This is a genomic window from Streptomyces sp. R44 (assembly GCF_041053105.1).
Lineage (GTDB): Bacteria > Actinomycetota > Actinomycetes > Streptomycetales > Streptomycetaceae > Streptomyces.
Window position 1 is genome coordinate 1,115,207 of sequence record NZ_CP163444.1, and the last position, 17,067, is coordinate 1,132,273.

Genomic DNA, 17,067 nt, shown 5'->3' on the forward strand with positions numbered 1-17,067 from the left:
GGAGGCACCGTCGGAAGGTAGGCACGCCCGGGGGCTTGGGCGGGTCGGCGCGGCCGGGCCGTCGTGACCGGGCCGTCGCATTCACCCGATCGGGGCGCGTGGTGTCTGCCGGTCGGGCGACAAGCCGTGTCCTTCGGTCCCGACCGCCGCCCGGTACGGGAAGAAGGGACAGGGCCCAGGCCCCGCACCCCTGCCTGGGGCTGCCCTTTCCGCCGCTCTCTTGGAGGCCCCCCGTGCCGGCACGCGACTCGCAGGACGCCACCCGCCGTCGGTCCGTCGGCCGGCTGCGGGCGATCCTGGCGGCGGCCGCCGTCGCCGCCTCGACGGCGGCCGCGCCCGCCGGTGCCGCGACTCCGGTGCCGCCGCAGCAGGACGACGCGACCGACCGTGCCTATGTCGCCAACGCCACCGCCAGGACGGTGTCGTTCCTGGACACCGACGACCGGACCGTCACCCACACGGTGTCCGTGCCGTCCGGCGCGGCCGATGTGGGCGTGTCCCGGCGGATGCACCGTGCCTATGTGCCGGGCGGCCATGACTCGCGCACCGTCAGCGTCATCGACACGAATCGGGCGAGGGTCGTCGGTCACATCCGGGTCGGTGACCGGCCCGAGGGAGTCGCCGTCAGCCGTGACGGCCGGCGCGCCTACGTCACCAACGCCGACTCCGGGACCGTCTCGGTCATCGACACGGCCGGGAACCGGGTCGTGCGCACGGTGCGGGTCGGCACCTTCCCCAAGGGCCTGGCGGTCTCCCCCGACGGCGGTCGCGTCTACGTCGCCAACCTGCTCTCCGGCAGCGTGTCGGTGATCGACGCCCGCCGGGGCCGGGTCGTGGCGACCGTGGAACTGGGCACCGGAACCGCCGCCTACGACGTGGCCGTCAGCCCGGACGGCACCCTGGCGTACGTGAGCACGGGCAACGGGACGGAGTACGTGTCCGTCCTCGACACCCGCGCGGCGACCGTCCTCGACTCCGTGCCGGTCGAGGCCGGCGCGGAGTCGCTGGCCGTGGCGCCCGACGGGTCGGAGGTGTACGTGTCCTCCGGCTTCGGGAACGAGGAGGTGTCGGTCATCGACACCGAGATGGGCACGGTCGCGCGCAGCTTCCGTGTGCCCGGCGGCGCGGAGGGCCTCGCGCTCGGCTACGAGGGGCGGCAGATGTACGTCGCGACCGGGCTCGGTTCGCGGTCCGCGGTCTACGTCGACACCGAGACCGACCGGGTCATGGGCAGCACGACGGTCGGGTCCGGTCCGATGAGCGTGGCCGTCGAGGCCGAGCCGGAGCCGGTGGCTCCGCGCGCCGGTACCGGACGGCGGGTGCACTGGCAGACCGGCCAGAAGCAGTCCGGCACGCGCTGAGCGCCGGCGCCGTGCCCATGACGACCCTCGCGACCGGAGTCGACTGGTGGTCGCCCGACTACTGGATCTCGACCTTCGGTCTGATCGGCATCCTGGTCATCGTCTTCGCCGAGTCGGGGCTCTTCGCCTTCCTCCCGGGCGACTCGCTGCTCTTCACGGCCGGCCTGCTCGTCGCCGACGGCCGGTACATCCACCAGCCGCTGTGGCTGGTGATCGTCCTCCTCGTGGTGGCCGCCGTGCTCGGCGACCAGGTGGGCTACGCGATCGGCGCGTTCTTCGGGCCCAGGCTCTTCAACCGGCCGGACTCCAGGTTCTTCCGACGGGAGAACCTGGACAGGGCGCACGAGTTCCTGGAGAAGTACGGGCCCAAGGCGATCGTCCTGGCCCGTTTCGTGCCGATCGTGCGGACCTTCGCGCCGATCGTGGCGGGGGCCGGGCGCATGAGGTACCGCACGTTCCTCACGTACAACGTGATCGGCGCCGTCGGCTGGGGCGCGGGCGTCACGCTCGCCGGTTACTGGCTCGGCCGGGTCGGCTTCGTCAGGGCCCACGTCGAGATCATCCTGATCGCGATCGTCCTGCTGTCGTTGGTCCCGGTGGTCCTCGGCGTCCTCAAGAGCCGCCGCAAGGCGAACGAATCCCCCACGGACAGCCCGCGGTCGTCTCCCCGCGACCGCTGACACGGCGGACGGCTGAAAGCCGGTCTTCCTGCGCACGGAGCCGACGCCCTGTCCTGTGACATCCGCTGACGTACGGGACATCTGAGGGCGCGATACCAGCCAACTCACCCTGACGTAATGACATGTTAACGCAACCATGGCACTCTTCTGAGCGTTCTCACGCAGAGATCATGCGCGTAACGCGCATGCCCTCAGCGGAAGTTGATGGCACATCACTTCATCGGTCCCCCACCGGACGGCTCGTCACCGATCCGCCCGATTCCCCAACGGCCGAGGCTCTCGGTCGTCTTCCAAGGAGCTCAGAGTGAGACGTTCCCCCCGAAAGGCTGTCGTCGCAGGAGTGCTGACAGCCAGTGCCGCGATGCTCGCCGCGGCGCTTCCGGCCGGCACCGCCCATGCCGGCACCGACACTCCGGTCCCGGCATGGGCCCGGAGCGCTTCCGCCGATGCCGCCCCCCGCGCGGGCGCGCTGCAGGTCAAGCTCAGCCCGACCGAACGGGCCGCCCTGATAGCCGACGCCACCGCCCACCGCGCCGCCACGGCCAGGGCCCTGGGCCTGGGCGCGCAGGAGGCACTGGTGGTCCAGTCCGTGCTCAAGGACGCCGACGGCACGGTGCACACCCGCTATGACCGCACCTACGGCGGCCTGCCGGTGCTCGGCGGCGAGCTGATCGTGCACACGGCCGCGAACGGCACCGTCAAGGACGTCACCAAGAACACCAAGGCCACCATCGCCGTCGCCTCCACGAAGGCCGCCAAGAGCGCCGAGTCGGCGAAGGCCGTCGCGCTGGGCAAGGCCGGGGCCCAGGGGGCCAAGTCCCCGAAGGCCGACCTGGTCCACCAGGTGGTCTGGGCCGGCTCCGGCAAGCCGGTCCTCGCCTGGGAGACCGTGGTCGGCGGGCTGCAGCACGACGGCACCCCCAGCCGGCTGCACGTCATCACCGACGCCGCCACCGGCAAGGCGCTCTTCGAGTACGACGAGGTCAACACCGGCATCGGCAACAGCCGGTACAGCGGCCAGGTCACCATCGGGACCTCGGGATCCGCCGGCGACTACACCATGAGCGACTCCGGCCGCGGTGGTCACAAGACCTACGACCTGGCCGGCTCCACGAACGACAACCAGCAGGGCACGCTGTTCACCGACGCCGACGACGTCTGGGGCAACGGCCTGCCGGCCGACCGGCAGACCGCCGGCGTGGACGCGCAGTACGGCGCCCAGCTGACCTGGGACTACTACAAGAACGTGCACGCCCGTAACGGCATCAGGAACGACGGCGTGGGCGCCTACTCCCGGGTCCACTACGGCGACGCCTACGTCAACGCCTTCTGGGACGACTTCTGCTTCTGCATGACCTACGGCGACGGCGCCAACAACGCCAATCCGCTCACCTCGATCGACGTGGCCGCCCATGAGATGACGCACGGCGTCACCTCCAACACCGCCCGCCTGATCTACAGCGGAGAGTCCGGCGGCCTGAACGAGGCCACCTCCGACATCTTCGCCGCCGCGGTGGAGTTCTGGGCCGGCAACCCCTCCGACGTCGGTGACTACCTGGTCGGCGAGAAGATCAACATCCGTGGCGACGGCAAGCCGCTGCGCTACATGGACCAGCCCTCCAAGGACGGCAAGTCCAAGGACTACTGGGATCCCGCCCTCGGCGACGCCAACGTCCACTACTCCTCCGGCCCGGCGAACCACTGGTTCTACCTGGCCTCCGAGGGCAGCGGCGCCAAGACGGTCAACGGTGTCGCCTACAACAGCCCCACCTTCGACGGGCTGCCGGTCACCGCGATCGGCCGGGACGCCGCGATGAAGATCTGGTACCGCGCGCTGACCACCTACATGACCGGCTCCACCAACTACGCCGGCGCCCGCCTCGCCACCCTCCGGGCCGCCGCCGACCTGTACGGCGAAGGCAGCGCCACCTACGTCCACGCCGCCAACGCCTGGGCCGCCGTCAACGTCGGCGCCCGTCTCCCCCTGGGCGTGCGGATCACGGCCCCCGGCAGCCAGTACACGGCGGTCAACACCGCCGCGAACCTGCAGGTCCAGGCCATCAGCACCAACTCCGGCCCGCTGACCTACTCCGCCACCGGCCTGCCCGCGGGCCTGTCGATCAACGCCTCCACCGGCCTGATCTCCGGCACCGCGACCACGCTGGGCACCAGCAACGTCACGGTCACGGCGAAGGACTCCACCAACGCCTCCGCCACCACCGCGTTCACCTGGAAGATCTACACGCCCGGCCCCTGCAACCCGGTGCAGCTGCTCGGCAACCCCGGCTTCGAGTCCGGCAACACCACGTGGACCGCCACCGCCGGCGTCATCGACAACGGCACCCAGACGCAGCCGCGCACCGGTACGTGGAAGGCGTGGATGGGCGGCTACAGCCAGGCGCACACCGACACCCTGTCGCAGACGGTGAACATCCCGGCCGGCTGCCCCGCCACCCTGACGTACTGGCTGCACATCAACACCGACGAGATCATGAACACGGTGTACGACACGCTGAAGGTCCAGGCGAACGGGACCACCCTGGCCACGTACTCCAACCTGGACAAGAACACCGGCTACGTGCAGAAGAGCTTCGACCTCTCCGCCTTCGCCGGGCAGAGCGTCACCCTGAAGTTCACGGCTGCGTTGGACTACGCCTATCAGACGTCCTTCATGCTCGACGACGTCGCCCTCACCGTCACCCCCTGACGCCCTCGGCGCGACCGAGGCCCTGACGGGCCTCCGCACGACCGCGCAGGCCACCCTTGCACAACTCGAAGCAGCTGACGATCAGTCAACTGACCTGCTGTGCAGGGTGGTTCCGCGCGCGCCTCCTTGATCGGTCCCGACCGGGCGGATCCCCGTCCGCCCGGTCTCCGGCCGATCCCTTCGGTCGAAGTCCTAGGAGTTCACTGTGAGACGTTCCCCCCACAAGGCTGTCGCCGCATGTGCGCTGATAGCCGGCGCCGCGATGGTCGCCTCCGCACTGCCCGCCACGGCCGCCTCCGCCACCACCACCGCCGGCGCAGGCGCCCGGACACCGGGCCAGGCCGCCGCCGTCAGCCCGGCACCTCGCGCCGGCGCGCTGGAGGTCGAGCTCACCTCGGCCCAGCACGCGGCGCTGCTGGCCGACGCACAGGCACACCGCGCCACCACGGCCCGCGCCCTGGGCCTGGACACCCAGGAGCAGTTGCTGCCGAAGTCCGTCCTGAAGGACGCCGACGGCACGCTCCACACCCGCTACGAGCGCACCTTCGCCGGCCTGCCGGTCCTCGGCGGAGACCTGGTCGTGCACACGGCCGCCGGCGGTGCCGTCAAGGGCGTCACCAAGGCCACCCGGGCGACGGTCTCCGTCGCCTCCACCACCGAGGCCAAGACGGCCGATTCGGCGAAGTCCTTCGCGGTCGGGCGCGCCCGGGCCGAAGGCGCCACGTCCCCGAAGGCCGACTCGGTCCGCAAGGTCGTCTGGGCCGCGACCGGCAGCCCCACCCTGGCCTGGGAGACCGTCGTCGGCGGGCTGCAGCACGACAAGACCCCTTCCGAACTGCACGTCGTCACCGACGCGAAGACCGGAGCCAAGCTGTTCGAGTACCAGGCCGTCAAGAACGGCATCGGCAACAGCCAGTACTCCGGCCAGGTCACCCTCAACACCTCGGGGTCCGCCGGCAACTACAGCCTGATCGACAGCACCCGCAGCGGCCACAAGGTCACCGACCTCGACCACGCCACGGACGACCCCTTCGGCGGCAACATCCCCGTCGGCACGACGTACACCGACTCCGACGACGTCTGGGGGACCGGCGCGGGCGCCAACGGGCAGACCGCCGCCGTGGACGCGGCGTACGGCGCACAGCTGACGTGGGACTACTACAAGAACGTCCATGCCCGCACGGGCATTCGCAACGACGGCGTCGCCGCGTACTCCCGCGTCCACTACGACAACATCTACCGCAACGCGTTCTGGTGGGACGCCTGCTTCTGCATGACCTACGGTGACGGCTACTACAACACGAGCGCGCTCACCTCGATCGACGTCGCGGCGCACGAGATGACGCACGGCGTCACCTCCAACACCGCCCACCTGGTCTACAGCGGCGAGGCCGGCGGCCTGAACGAGGCCACCTCCGACATCCTGGCCACCGCCGCGGAGTTCTGGGCGAACAACTCCTCCGACGTCGGTGACTACATGATCGGGGAGAAGATCAACTACGACCTCGACGGCAAGCCGCTGCGGTACATGGACCAGCCGTCCAAGGACGGCGGGTCCAAGGACTCCTGGTACTCCGGTATCGGCAACATCGACGTCCACTTGTCCTCCGGCCCGGCCAACCACTGGTTCTACCTGGCCTCCGAGGGCAACGGCGCCAAGACGGTCAACGGTGTCGGCTACAACAGCCCCACCTCCGACGGCCTGCCGGTCAATCCGATCGGCCGCGACGCCGCCGCGAAGATCTGGTACCGGGCGCTGACCACCTACATGACCAGCAACACCGACTACGCCGGCGCCCGCGCCGCCACCCTCCAGGCCGCCGCCGACCTGTACGGGGCGAGCAGTCCCACCTACAAGAACGCGGCCAACGCGTGGGCCGCGGTCAACGTCGGCCCCCGCATCACCCAGGGCGTGACGCTCACCAACCCCGGCAACCAGGTCTCCGCGACCGGCACGGCGGTGAGCCTGCAGGTCCAGGCCACCAGCAGCAACGCCGGGGCGATGACCTACACGGCCACCGGCCTGCCCGCCGGCCTGAGTCTCAACACCTCCACCGGCAAGATCACCGGGACCCCCACCACGGCCGGCACCACCACCGTCACGCTCACCGTCACGGACGCCACCGGCGCCTACGACGTCGTCTCGTTCTCCTGGCTCACCTACTCCGGCGCCTGCACCACGACGCAGCTGCTCGGCAACGCGGGCTTCGAGTCCGGCAACACCGCGTGGACCACGACCGGTAGCGGCCCGGTCATCACCAACGACACCTCCTGGCTGCCCACGCGCACCGGCACCTGGAAGTCGCTGGTGGGCGGCAACGGTTCCACGGCCTCCGACACGCTGACGCAGACGGTGTCCGTGCCCTACGGCTGCAAGGCCACGGTCAGCTTCTGGATGCGCATCGTCACCAACGAGGGCACCACGTCCATCCCGTACGACAAGATGACCGTCACGGCCAACGGCACCACCCTGGCCACGTACTCCAACCTGGACAAGAGCACCGGCTACGTCCAGAAGACGGTCGACCTCGCCCCGGTCGCAGGACAGAACGTCACCCTGACCTTCAAGAGCGCGGAGGACGGGTCCATCCCGACCTACTTCCTGATCGACGACACCGCGTTCACCGTCCACAGCTGACCCACGCCGGGAGCGGGCGGGCCGACGGCCGCCGCCCGCTCCCGGCGACCCTCACACCGTCGAAGCCGCCTGCCGGGCCGCGGTCACGGCGGGAAGGGGGACGTGCCGAAAAGGGAGTCGAGCACCTCGCCCCCATGGCCGACGACGAGACAGTCCGCGGCCACCGGTCCCCGCGCAAGCTCCGCGAGCCGGGCCAGGGCCGCCGCTTCGGAGGGAAGCTCGGCCGGGTCGAGACCCAGCGCCCGGGCCGCGCGGTCGCGTCGCTGGTCGAGATCGGGCAGGTCCTCCCGCAACTCATCGGCAACCGAACGGAGTTCTTCGGCGGTCTTGCCGGGAGCGTCCCGCCACCACGGCGCCACGAGACACAACCGCACCAGCTCCGGCAGCCCGAGCGCGAGCAGGTCGGCCTCGCCGTCGAGGCTTACGTACACCACCGGGCGTTCCTCTCCGCCTTCGCCCACGAAACAGAAGGCGTCCCCCGAGCCCGAACGCGCGAACTGGTCGAGGCTCGCCCCGGAGGCGAGCCGGACTCCGGCCTCCAGCGTGTGGGCGGCGGGGTTCGTCGCGTCGAAGTCCGCCACTTCGGCGAAAAACGCGATGCACCGCCGGTCGGCGCCCAGGAGGGGCAGCATCGCGCCCGGCGCATCGGGGCCGGCCGCCGCGTTCGATCCGCTCACTCTGCCACTGTAAGCCTGGCCCCGGCAGCGGGCAGGCCAGCGCAAGACAGAGCCAGGCTTGCTCAGTGCTGCTCACAGGAGCTATAAGTACTCCATAATCGAGCACTGTTCATGCAAGAAACGGATCGGTTCATGAACGTCATCGCTCTGGAGGTCGGCGGGGCGCACATCAAGGGCTGTGTCCTCGGCCCCGACGGGGTCCTGCGGGAACGGGAGCGCTGGTTCACCCGCCCCGAGCGAGGACCGGACGCCGTCCTCGAGACCGTGCTCGAATCCGCCGCCACCCTTGCCCACCGCGGCCGCGCGGTGGCGGCGGGGATCGTGGTGCCCGGCGTCGTCGACGACACGGCCGGAAGCGCGGTTCTCGCCGGTGCACTGGGATGGCGGGGCATGCCGGTGCGGGACTGGGTGGCCGAGCATCTCGACATGCCCGTGGCCTTCGGCCATGACGTGCGCGCCGGCGGACTCGCCGAAGCCCGCCTCGGCGCCGGCCGCGCCAGCCGGAACTTCCTGTTCGTCTCCATCGGCACGGGAATCGCCGCCGCGTGGATGCTCGACGGTCAGGTGGTACCGGGGAGTCGAGGCGGAGGAGGCGAACTCGGCCACCTCGTGGTCCGACCCGGCGGCGCACTCTGCCACTGCGGTGGGCGAGGTTGCCTGGAGACCGTCGCCTCCTCCGCCGCGCTCGCTCACCGGTACTCCCGGCTCACGAAATGGCGTGGCGTCGGAGCGGGCGAGCTCTACCACCGCGCCGACTCGGGCGATGCCGTCGCCCGCGCCGTCTGCGCGGAGGCCATGGAGGTTCTGGCAGCCACCCTCGCGACAGTCGTCACTCTGTACGCTCCCGAGCTCCTGGTCATCGGCGGCGAACTGGGGAGCGCCGGCGGGGGACGCCTCGCACCGCTACGGGACGCCTTGGCCCGGCGGCTGACCTTCCAGGCCATGCCCGAGGTGCTGCCCGCCGCCTTCGGGGATCGCTCGGGGTGCATGGGAGCGGCCCTCCTCGCCCAGGATCTTCAGCGCGAGGCCGCTGCCGCCTGACGGCCGCGGCAGGGCGCGGCTCGCGCTCCCTACTCGCCGCGCGCCTGCTCCGCCATGAAGGCGTCATCGGCGATCTTCCGCAGGGCTTTCGCGGGGCTTCCCTTGTCGGTCATCGCGCTGCCGATGGTCCGTTTGGTGCTGTCTCCCACGGCTGCCCATGACGTCTTGCCCACGGGAGGCAGGACCGACGTCGGCAGCTCGTGCAGGAACTCGCGGAGGTCCCGGTGCCGAGGGTCCGCCTCCAGCTGCTGGGTGACCGAGACGGTCACCGGCAGCAGGTTGTTGCGCACCGCGAACTCACGGACGTTCTCGTCGCTGAAGACGAAGTCGAGGAAGCTTCCGATCTCCTCGCGGTGTCCGTCGTGCTTGAACGCCATGATCCAGTCGACCACCGCGGGCGCGGAGTGGGACTCGCCGTCCCGGCCGGGCACGGCCACCTTGCCGACCTTGATGCCCGCGGCCAGCGCCGGCTGGAGCAGCGAGGGGTGTCCGTTGACCATGCCCACCTCGCCGCGTACGAACGCCGCGTAGGCGTCCTTGCGATCGAGGCGTTCGGGTGGGACGGGACCCGTGAGCCCCGTCTTCACGAGGTTCTCCTTGACCCAGTTCAGGCTGTCGATGTTCTTCTGTGAGTCGATCTCGTAGGAGCCGTTCAATCCGGTGTAGCCACCGCCCGCTCCGAGCATCCAGGCCATCGCCTCGATCTGTGCCTCCTCGGGTCCCAGCGGCACCGCCACCGGGTAGGCGATTCCGGTGCGGCTCTTCAACTGCTGTGCCGCGTCCTTCAGTTCGTCCCACGTGGTGGGGGGCTTGTCGATGCCCGCCTGGGCGAACGCCTTCTCGTTGTAGAAGAGCAGCCTCGTCGAGGACGTGAACGGCATGCCGTACTGCTTCCCTCGGTACCGCCCCTCTTCGGCGAGCGCCGGCAGGAAGTTCGCCTCCACGGGAATCGAGAGCAGGTCGTCGACGCGGTAGAGGTCGCCCTGCTCGGCGAACTCGGCGTAGGAGGCGATCTGCGCCATGTCGGGCGCCTTACCGGCCTTGACCATGTCCGCCACCTGGCGGTCGATGTGGTCCCAGGACACGATCTCCACTTCGATGGTGATCCCGGGGTGGGCGGCCTCGTAGGCACGGACGAGTTCTGCCCAGTACCGCTCGGTGCTGTCGGACCGGCCGGCCGCCACCTCGTAGTCGGCGGCCACCAGCCGCAGTGTGACTTCTTCGGAGGTGTCCGCGCAGCCTGCCGACGATACGCAGAGCACGAGAGCGGCAGCGGCTGCGGTCAGGGCGTGTCGTTGCTTGAACACGGGTTCTTCCCTTTGCTGTGCGCCACGGAAAGGCCCGCTCCCCTGCCGGTTGTCGGGCGTACGGCAGGGGGCGGGCCGGCGACGGGTTACTTGACGGAGCCGGCGGTCAGGCCGGAGACGACCTTGCGCTCGATGAGCGCGAAGAGGATGACCACGGGCACGATGGCGATGACCGAGCCGGCGAACAAGTAGTTCCACTGGACGGTGTAGTTGCCGATGAAGCTGTTGATGCCCACCGTGAGGGGCTGGTTCTCCGGCACGGTGGAGAGCGTCAGGCCCATGACGAACTCGTTCCACGCGGCGATGAAGGTGAAGATCATCGCGGTGACGACGCCGGGCATCGCCAGGGGCAGGGTGATCCGCAGGAGCGCGCCTCCCCGCCCGAGGCCGTCGATCATGGCTGCTTCTTCGAGTGCCTCCGGGATCGAGGAGAAGTACGCGGTGAGGATCCAGATCGCGAAGGCCAGGTTGAAGGCCCCGTTGCAGAGGATCAGGGTCCAGACCGAGTTGAGCATGTCCAGCTGGTAGAACTCGCGGTAGAGGCCGACCAGCAGCGACGTCGGCTGGAACATCTGGGTGATGAGCACCAGCAGCAGGAAGAGCTTGCGGCCGCGGAACTTCATGCGGGCGGTGTAGTACGCGGCGGGGATGGCCACAAGGAGGACGAGCAGGGTCGATCCGGCGGAGACCAGCAGGGTGACGCGGAGGTTGTCCCACAGGTGGGATTCGCGCCATACGTCGATGAAGTTCGCCCATTCGAACTCGCTCGGGAGGTAGGTGGCGTCCCTCAGTTCGTGAGCCGGCCGGAGCGCGGTGACGACCATCTCCAGGTACGGGAAGAGGAATACCGCGGCCAGGAGCCACGCGGCCGCCGTGATCAGCAGGGTGCGGGGCGAGACGGCCCGCGGGCGCCGGGCCCGCGCGGGCGTGGAGGGGGTCTCCGGGTCGAGCCGGGGTGCGGTGGAGCGTCCGACGGTGAGGGTGCGTTGGGTCATCGGTTCTCCTCCTGGTTCCAGCCGCTGGCCTTGAGGAAGAGGACGACCATGACCACGACGAGGGCGAAGTTGACGACGGACATCGCCGCGGACTGGCCGATGTCGGCGTTCTTGAGCTGGTACATGAAGACCGTGGTGGTGGCGGTGTCGCTGTCCGGGCCTCCGCGGGTCATGCTCCAGATGATGGGGAACGAGTTGAAGACGTTGATCAGGTTGATCACCATGCCGACGAGCAGCGCCGGGCGCAGCAGCGGCAGAGTGATGCGCAGGTAGGTCTGCCAGGTGTTCGTCCCGTCGACCTTGGCGGCCTCGTAGACCTCGGTGGGGATGGTCTGGAGTCCGGCGAGCAGGGTGTACGTGGTGAACGGCAGCGAGACGAAGACGGCCACGAACATCATCCACGGCCAGGCGGTGGACGGGTCGCCCAGCCAGTCTTCGGGGCTGTCGATGAGGCCGAGATCCGTCATGACGGTGTTGAGGACGCCGGCGGTCTGGTTCAGCATCCACTTGAAGCCGATCGCGGTCATGACCAGGGAGGCGGCCCATGGTGCGATGAGCGCCCAGCGGGTGACGCGGCGGCCGGGGAACCTCTGGTTGAACAGCTGGGCCAGGGCCAGGGAGATCACCATCGTCGTGGTGACCACGATCAGGGTCCACATGACGGTGGAGACGATGACCGAGGGAAGCGCCGGGTCCTCGAACAGCTGCTTGTACTTGTCGGTTCCGGCGGAGCCGCGGACGAAGCCGCTGCTGCTGATCTTCAGGAACGACGTCCGGACCATCTCGTAGACGGGCCAGAGGACGACCAGGACGATGAGCAGGGCCGCGGGTCCGATCCAGGGCAGTGGCCCGAGGCGGGCCAGGCCGCCCGGGCCCTTGCGGGCGGGGCGGGTGGCGGATGAGGTGGGGGACACGAGGGTGCCTTCCGTGAGGGTGCGCGGGGCCTACTGGTCGGCGACCGCGGCCTCGGCCTTCTTCTGGAGCTCGCCCAGCACCTTCGCGGGGTCGTTCACGGCGGTCCCGCCGCTCTTCTTGATCTCGGCGGAGACGGCGTCCCAGGTGGTGTCGCCCAGCGGATAGAAGACGGCGTTCGGCAGCAGGGCGAAGAAGGGCTCGAGGTCCTTGTGCTTCCCGTTGGCGGTCATCTCCTGGAGCGTGTCCTTGGTGACCGGCATGAGGTTGTACGTCTCGTCGAACTTCAGCGTGTTCTCCTTGGAGTACGCGAAGTCGAGGAACTTGCGGACCTCTTCCTTGTGGCCGCCGTCCTTGAAGGCCATCATCCAGTCGGCGACGCCGAGTGTGGACGTCAGCGCTCCGGACTTGCCGGGGATGGGCGCGACTCCGTAGTCGACCTTTCCGTCCTTGGACATCTGGATCAGCGAGGGATGACCGTTGAGCATGGCGGTCTTGCCGGCCGCGAAGTCGGCGAACGCGGTCTTGCGGTCGGTGGTGGCGGGGTTGGCGTAGGTCAGGCCGGGCTCGACGAGGTTCGTCTTCAGCCAGGAGAACGCCCCGATGTTGGCCTGGGCGTCGAGCGTGTAGGCGCCCTTGGCGTCCGTGTAGCCGCCGCCGTTGCCGAGGTCCCAGATCAGGGATTCGCCCTGGGCCTCCTCGGGGCCGAGGGGAAGGGCGTACGGGGTGACACCGGGAACCTTGGTCTTGATCTTCTGTGCGGCGGCCTTCAGCTCGTCCCAGGTCTTGGGTGCCTCGGTGATGCCGGCCTTGGTGAACAGCGTCTTGTTGTAGAAGAAGGCGCGGGCCGAGGAGACGAAGGGTATGCCGTACTGCGTGCCGTCGACTTCTCCGGCCTTGGCGAAGCTGTCGATGAGGTTCTTCCGGGTGGACTCCGACAGCACCTCGTCGGTCTTGTACAGGAGGTCGTCGGCGACCTTGTCGGCGTAGCCGCCCGTCTGGAGGACGTCCGGCATGTTGCCGCTCTGGATCATCGTCTTCACCTGGGCGTCGATGTCGTTCCAGTTGATGACCTGGACGTCGACCTTGATCTTCGGGTTGGCGGCGGTGAAGCGCTGTGCCACGTCGTTCCAGTACGCCGTCGAGCTGTTCGACGCCTTGTCCCCGTAGTCCGCGGCGACGAGCTTCAGGGTCACCTCGCCGTTCTTCGAGCCGCCGCCGTCCTTGGCGCCACCGCAGGCCGTGAGGGTGAGCGCACCTACGGTGCAGGCCACCACGAGAATCCGCTTGTTCATCGTCAGTACCGCCTTTGTATCTGCCGACCGTCGGACGATGCGGCCGGTGGGGTGCAGGAACGACAGCAGCTCGGAGCGTGCATGAACCTGGGTATTCCTCCAGGCTTTCGCTCAGTAACGAGCATCTGCTGTGGGCAAAGTAAACACGATGACAGCGCTTCCCTACCAGAGGCCGTTACGCGAACGATGCCGAATCGCCCAGATGTCGGGCGTTCGACGCCCTGGCGAAGGAGGTGGCACTCATCAGACGACTCAACCCCCACAACCGCAAGGGGAGATGGAAGAAGAGTGAGTAAACGGTCGATGAAATCCGAAACCGGACAGAACTCTGCCCCCATGCATCCCGGGGCGCATGGGGGCAGAGTTCTTGCCGGGTGAGAGCTTTCAGACGGTGACCACGTCGATGCCGGCCTCGGTGAGCCTGGCCACCATGTCCGGTGCGATCTCGGAGTCGATGACGAGGGAGTCGACGCGGTCGAGCCCGCAGATCCTGGCGAAGGCGCGCTTGCCCATCTTGGAGGAGTCGGTCACCAGGACGACCCTGCGGGCGCGCTCCGCGAAGAGCCTGCTGATACCGGCCTCGTCCTCCTGGTGTGTCATGATCCCCAGCTTCGGGTCGACGCCGTCGACGCCCAGGACCGCGACGTCCAGCACCACTTCGTTCAGCACTCCCGCCGTCAGCGGCCCCACCAGCTCGTAGGTCTGCGGCCGCGCCACACCACCGGTCACCACGATCTTGAACTGGGGGCGGACCGCCAGCTCGCCGGCGATGTTCAGCGCGTTGGTGACCACGGTGTACATGGGGCCGGACTGCCCGTCTCCGGACTCGCCCGCGGGTCCGCCCGCGCGCAGGGCCAGCGCGCGGGCCACCTCGGTGGTCGTCGTCCCTCCGTTGAGACCGATGACATCCCCCACGGTCAACAGGTCCGCCACCGCCCTGGCGATGCGCTGCTTCTCGGAGGCCCTGCGGGAGGACTTGTAGCGCAACGGGAGCTCGTAGGACACACCGTGCGCGATCGCTCCGCCGCGGGTACGGACGAGGAGTCGCTGCTCGGCGAGCTCGTCGAGGTCACGGCGAAGGGTGGCGGGCGACACATCGACGGCGGCGGCGGCCTGCTCCACGTCCAGCTTGCCGTCGACCGCCAGCAACTCGAGCAACCTGCTCCACCGCTCCTGCTTGGACATGCGTCGCAACCCTTCCCTGCCCCCGAGACGTCCGAACCGCGCACCCGAGCCGGCGCTCCGACCCGCCCGGTACAGGGCCGTCAGACCGCTGCGGCCTGCGCGAAGTTGATCGTAGCGCGACAACATCGAGCATCACGGTGGACCGGTCGCCACCCCACGCCACGAGCACGTCCGCCGCACACCGACGCCTGAGCGGACCCGCGCAGCGCCTTCTCCGAGCATCTGGACTGATTGAATCTGTTCGTTTTATGCTCACAGAGCGCATAAGCAATCACTTTGAATGGTCTTCACCTATGGATGTCAGTACCTCAGGCGCCTCGCCCCCGGGTGACCCCTCCGCGTGTGTGCTCGCTCTCGACGTCGGCGGGACCGTGATGAAGGGCGCGGTGCTGGACCCCGTCATGCGTCCGGTCGCGTCACTGCGCCGCCCGACCCCGCGTTCCGAAGGACCGGACGCCGTGGTCGACGCCATCGCCGGAACCCTGCTCGACCTGGGGCGACTGGCCGCAGAGCGGGAACTGCGGGTCGAACACGCCGGTGTGGTGGTCCCGGGCATCGTCGACGAAGGCCTGCAGAGGGCGGTGTGGTCGGCCAACATCGGCTGGCGCGACCTCCCGCTCGCCGCAGCTCTCGCCACGCGCACGGGCCTCCCCGTGGCACTCGGGCACGACGTCCGGGCGGGCGGCGCGGCAGAGTGCGCCCTCGGCGCGGCACGAGGTGCTCGGAACGTTCTCTTCGTCGCCGTGGGAACGGGCATCGCCGCGGCACTGAGCGTCGACGGCCGGCCGGTCCGTGCGGGCGGATTCGCGGGAGAGATCGGGCATGTGAGGGTGCGCGGGGGTACGGCCTGCCCCTGTGGGGGCGTCGGCTGTCTGGAGACCGTGGCGTCGGCACGCGCCGTCGCGAGCGCCTACACGGCACGGAGCGGACGCCCGGCCGGCGGCGCCGCGGACGTCGCCGCGCGTCTTCGGGCCGGCGACCCCGTCGCCCGGGCCGTCTGGGACGAGGCCGTCGAGGGGCTGGCCGAGGCGCTGGCCGTGGTCACCTCTCTGGTCGCCCCCGAACTCGTCGTCCTCGGCGGTGGCCTCGCCGAAGCCGGTGGGCTCCTGCTCGATCCCGTACGGGACAGCCTGGACGCACAACTCACCTTCCAGCGCCGACCGGTTCTGGTCCGGGCCGGCCTCGGGGACCACGCGGGCTGCCTGGGCGCCGGCCTGACCGCCTGGCAGGCGGCCGGCCACCACGCGACCACCCCTTTCACAGGAGTACCCACAGCATGATCGTCACCGTCACGCTCAACGCCGCCCTCGACGTCACCTGGGAGGTCGCCGGTCTGCGGCCTCGCGCGTCGCATCGTGTCCTCGCGGCGCACGAACGGGCCGGAGGGAAGGGGATCAACGTCGCCCGGGTGCTCACCTTCCTCGGGCACGCGCCGGTCGTCACCGGCCTGGCGGGGGGACCGACCGGACGCATGATCCACGACGATCTACGGGAAGCCGGGCTGCATTCCTGCTTCGTCTCCGTGGCGGGCGAGTCCCGGCGTACGGTCACCGTCGTCTCGCGCAACGACGGTGACGCCACCGTGTTCAACGGGCTGGGTCCGGTGGTGACCGCCGGGGAATGGGCGGCCTTCGTCCGGCACTTCGCGAGCGTGGTTCGAGGCGCGAGGGTGGTCGTCCTCAGCGGAAGCACTCCCCCGGGGCTGCCGCCGGACGCCTATGCGGTGCTGATCCGGGCGGCGGCCGAAGCGGGGGCTCTGACCGTCCTGGACACCTCGGGACCCGCCCTGACCGCCGCTCTGGAGGCGGGGCCGGATGTGATCAAGCCCAATGCCGCCGAGCTCACGGAGGTGACCGGATGCGGTGATCCGGCGGCGGCCGTCGCGGAACTGCGGCGCCGCGGCGCGCGGACGGTGGTGGCATCGGCGGGCCCGGACGGTCTGCGGGCCGTCACGCCGAACAGGGTGTGGCAGGCCGCGCCTCCCCTGCTGCTCTCGGGCAATCCGACGGGCGCGGGAGACGCCTGCGTCGCCGCGATCGCGTCCGGCCTCGCCGCCCGCGCGGCCTGGCCGGACATCCTGCGCGAGGCGGTGGCCCTCTCGGCCGCGGCCGTACCCTGCGCGGTCGCGGGAGAGGTCGACGCCTCGGTCTACTCACAGTTCCGACAAGAGGTCCGCGTGGACGAACTCTCCCCGCCATCCAGCCGCTAGCGCCGTCGGATCACGTGCCCGGCATCGCGTGAAGCCGCCGTCCTCCGAGCATCCGTCGAC

12 protein-coding genes and 1 pseudogene are annotated in these 17,067 nt (G+C 69.6%); 7 read left to right on the forward strand and 6 right to left on the reverse strand.

The window, feature by feature from the left end:
- Positions 1 to 233: 233 nt before the first annotated feature.
- The 4 genes and pseudogenes from AB5J54_RS05185 (at position 234) to AB5J54_RS05200 (ending at position 7,386) form a co-directional block, all read left to right on the forward strand.
- Positions 234 to 1,361 (forward strand): cytochrome D1 domain-containing protein, encoded by a 1,128-nt coding sequence (locus AB5J54_RS05185; RefSeq protein ID WP_369142701.1) that lies wholly within the window; start codon positions 234 to 236, stop codon positions 1,359 to 1,361.
- A gap of 17 nt (positions 1,362 to 1,378) precedes the next feature.
- Positions 1,379 to 1,990: pseudogene (locus AB5J54_RS05190) on the forward strand (VTT domain-containing protein); the annotation flags it as partial.
- Positions 1,991 to 2,402: 412 nt separating this feature from the next.
- Positions 2,403 to 4,748 (forward strand): M4 family metallopeptidase, encoded by a 2,346-nt coding sequence (locus tag AB5J54_RS05195; protein ID WP_369149225.1) that lies wholly within the window; start codon positions 2,403 to 2,405, stop codon positions 4,746 to 4,748.
- Positions 4,749 to 4,953: 205 nt separating this feature from the next.
- On the forward strand, positions 4,954 to 7,386 hold the full coding sequence (locus AB5J54_RS05200; RefSeq protein ID WP_369142702.1) for a M4 family metallopeptidase: 2,433 nt from the start codon (positions 4,954 to 4,956) through the stop codon (positions 7,384 to 7,386).
- A gap of 83 nt (positions 7,387 to 7,469) precedes the next feature.
- On the opposite strand, the gene AB5J54_RS05205 is transcribed toward AB5J54_RS05200, so the two are convergent.
- Positions 7,470 to 8,063 carry a hypothetical protein gene (locus AB5J54_RS05205; RefSeq protein WP_369142703.1) on the reverse strand — a complete coding sequence of 198 codons (594 nt, stop codon included), beginning with the start codon at positions 8,061 to 8,063 and terminating at the stop codon, positions 7,470 to 7,472.
- 132 nt (positions 8,064 to 8,195) lie between these two features.
- Between AB5J54_RS05205 and AB5J54_RS05210 the strand changes: the two genes are divergently transcribed.
- Entirely contained in the window at positions 8,196 to 9,104 is a 909-nt protein-coding gene (locus tag AB5J54_RS05210; RefSeq protein WP_369142704.1) for an ROK family protein, read from the forward strand.
- 29 nt (positions 9,105 to 9,133) lie between these two features.
- Here the strand turns inward: AB5J54_RS05210 and AB5J54_RS05215 are convergent, their stop codons facing one another.
- The 5 genes from AB5J54_RS05215 to AB5J54_RS05235 all read right to left on the reverse strand — a co-directional run bounded on the left by AB5J54_RS05215 (position 9,134) and on the right by AB5J54_RS05235 (position 14,798).
- Entirely contained in the window at positions 9,134 to 10,411 is a 1,278-nt protein-coding gene (locus AB5J54_RS05215; RefSeq protein ID WP_369142705.1) for an extracellular solute-binding protein, read from the reverse strand.
- An 86-nt stretch (positions 10,412 to 10,497) separates the two neighbouring features.
- Positions 10,498 to 11,406, reverse strand: coding sequence for a carbohydrate ABC transporter permease (locus AB5J54_RS05220; protein ID WP_369142706.1), 909 nt, complete (start codon positions 11,404 to 11,406; stop codon positions 10,498 to 10,500).
- Positions 11,403 to 12,320 carry a carbohydrate ABC transporter permease gene (locus AB5J54_RS05225; RefSeq protein WP_369142707.1) on the reverse strand — a complete coding sequence of 306 codons (918 nt, stop codon included), beginning with the start codon at positions 12,318 to 12,320 and terminating at the stop codon, positions 11,403 to 11,405. The genes AB5J54_RS05220 and AB5J54_RS05225 overlap by 4 nt, the downstream gene beginning before the upstream one ends.
- Positions 12,321 to 12,350: 30 nt before the next feature.
- Complete coding sequence (locus AB5J54_RS05230; RefSeq protein ID WP_369142708.1) at positions 12,351 to 13,613, reverse strand: extracellular solute-binding protein; 1,263 nt, start codon at positions 13,611 to 13,613, stop codon at positions 12,351 to 12,353.
- Between the two features lie 384 nt (positions 13,614 to 13,997).
- Positions 13,998 to 14,798, reverse strand: a complete 801-nt coding sequence (locus AB5J54_RS05235) for a DeoR/GlpR family DNA-binding transcription regulator (RefSeq protein ID WP_369142709.1) — start codon at positions 14,796 to 14,798, stop codon at positions 13,998 to 14,000.
- A 344-nt stretch (positions 14,799 to 15,142) separates the two neighbouring features.
- Between AB5J54_RS05235 and AB5J54_RS05240 the strand changes: the two genes are divergently transcribed.
- Both AB5J54_RS05240 and AB5J54_RS05245 read left to right on the forward strand, forming a co-directional pair.
- Positions 15,143 to 16,078: an ROK family protein gene (locus tag AB5J54_RS05240; protein ID WP_369142710.1), complete on the forward strand. Its 936-nt coding sequence runs from the start codon at positions 15,143 to 15,145 to the stop codon at positions 16,076 to 16,078.
- On the forward strand, positions 16,075 to 17,007 hold the full coding sequence (locus AB5J54_RS05245; RefSeq protein ID WP_369142711.1) for a 1-phosphofructokinase family hexose kinase: 933 nt from the start codon (positions 16,075 to 16,077) through the stop codon (positions 17,005 to 17,007). Before AB5J54_RS05240 ends, AB5J54_RS05245 begins: the two co-directional genes overlap by 4 nt.
- The last annotated feature ends 60 nt before the right edge of the window (positions 17,008 to 17,067 follow it).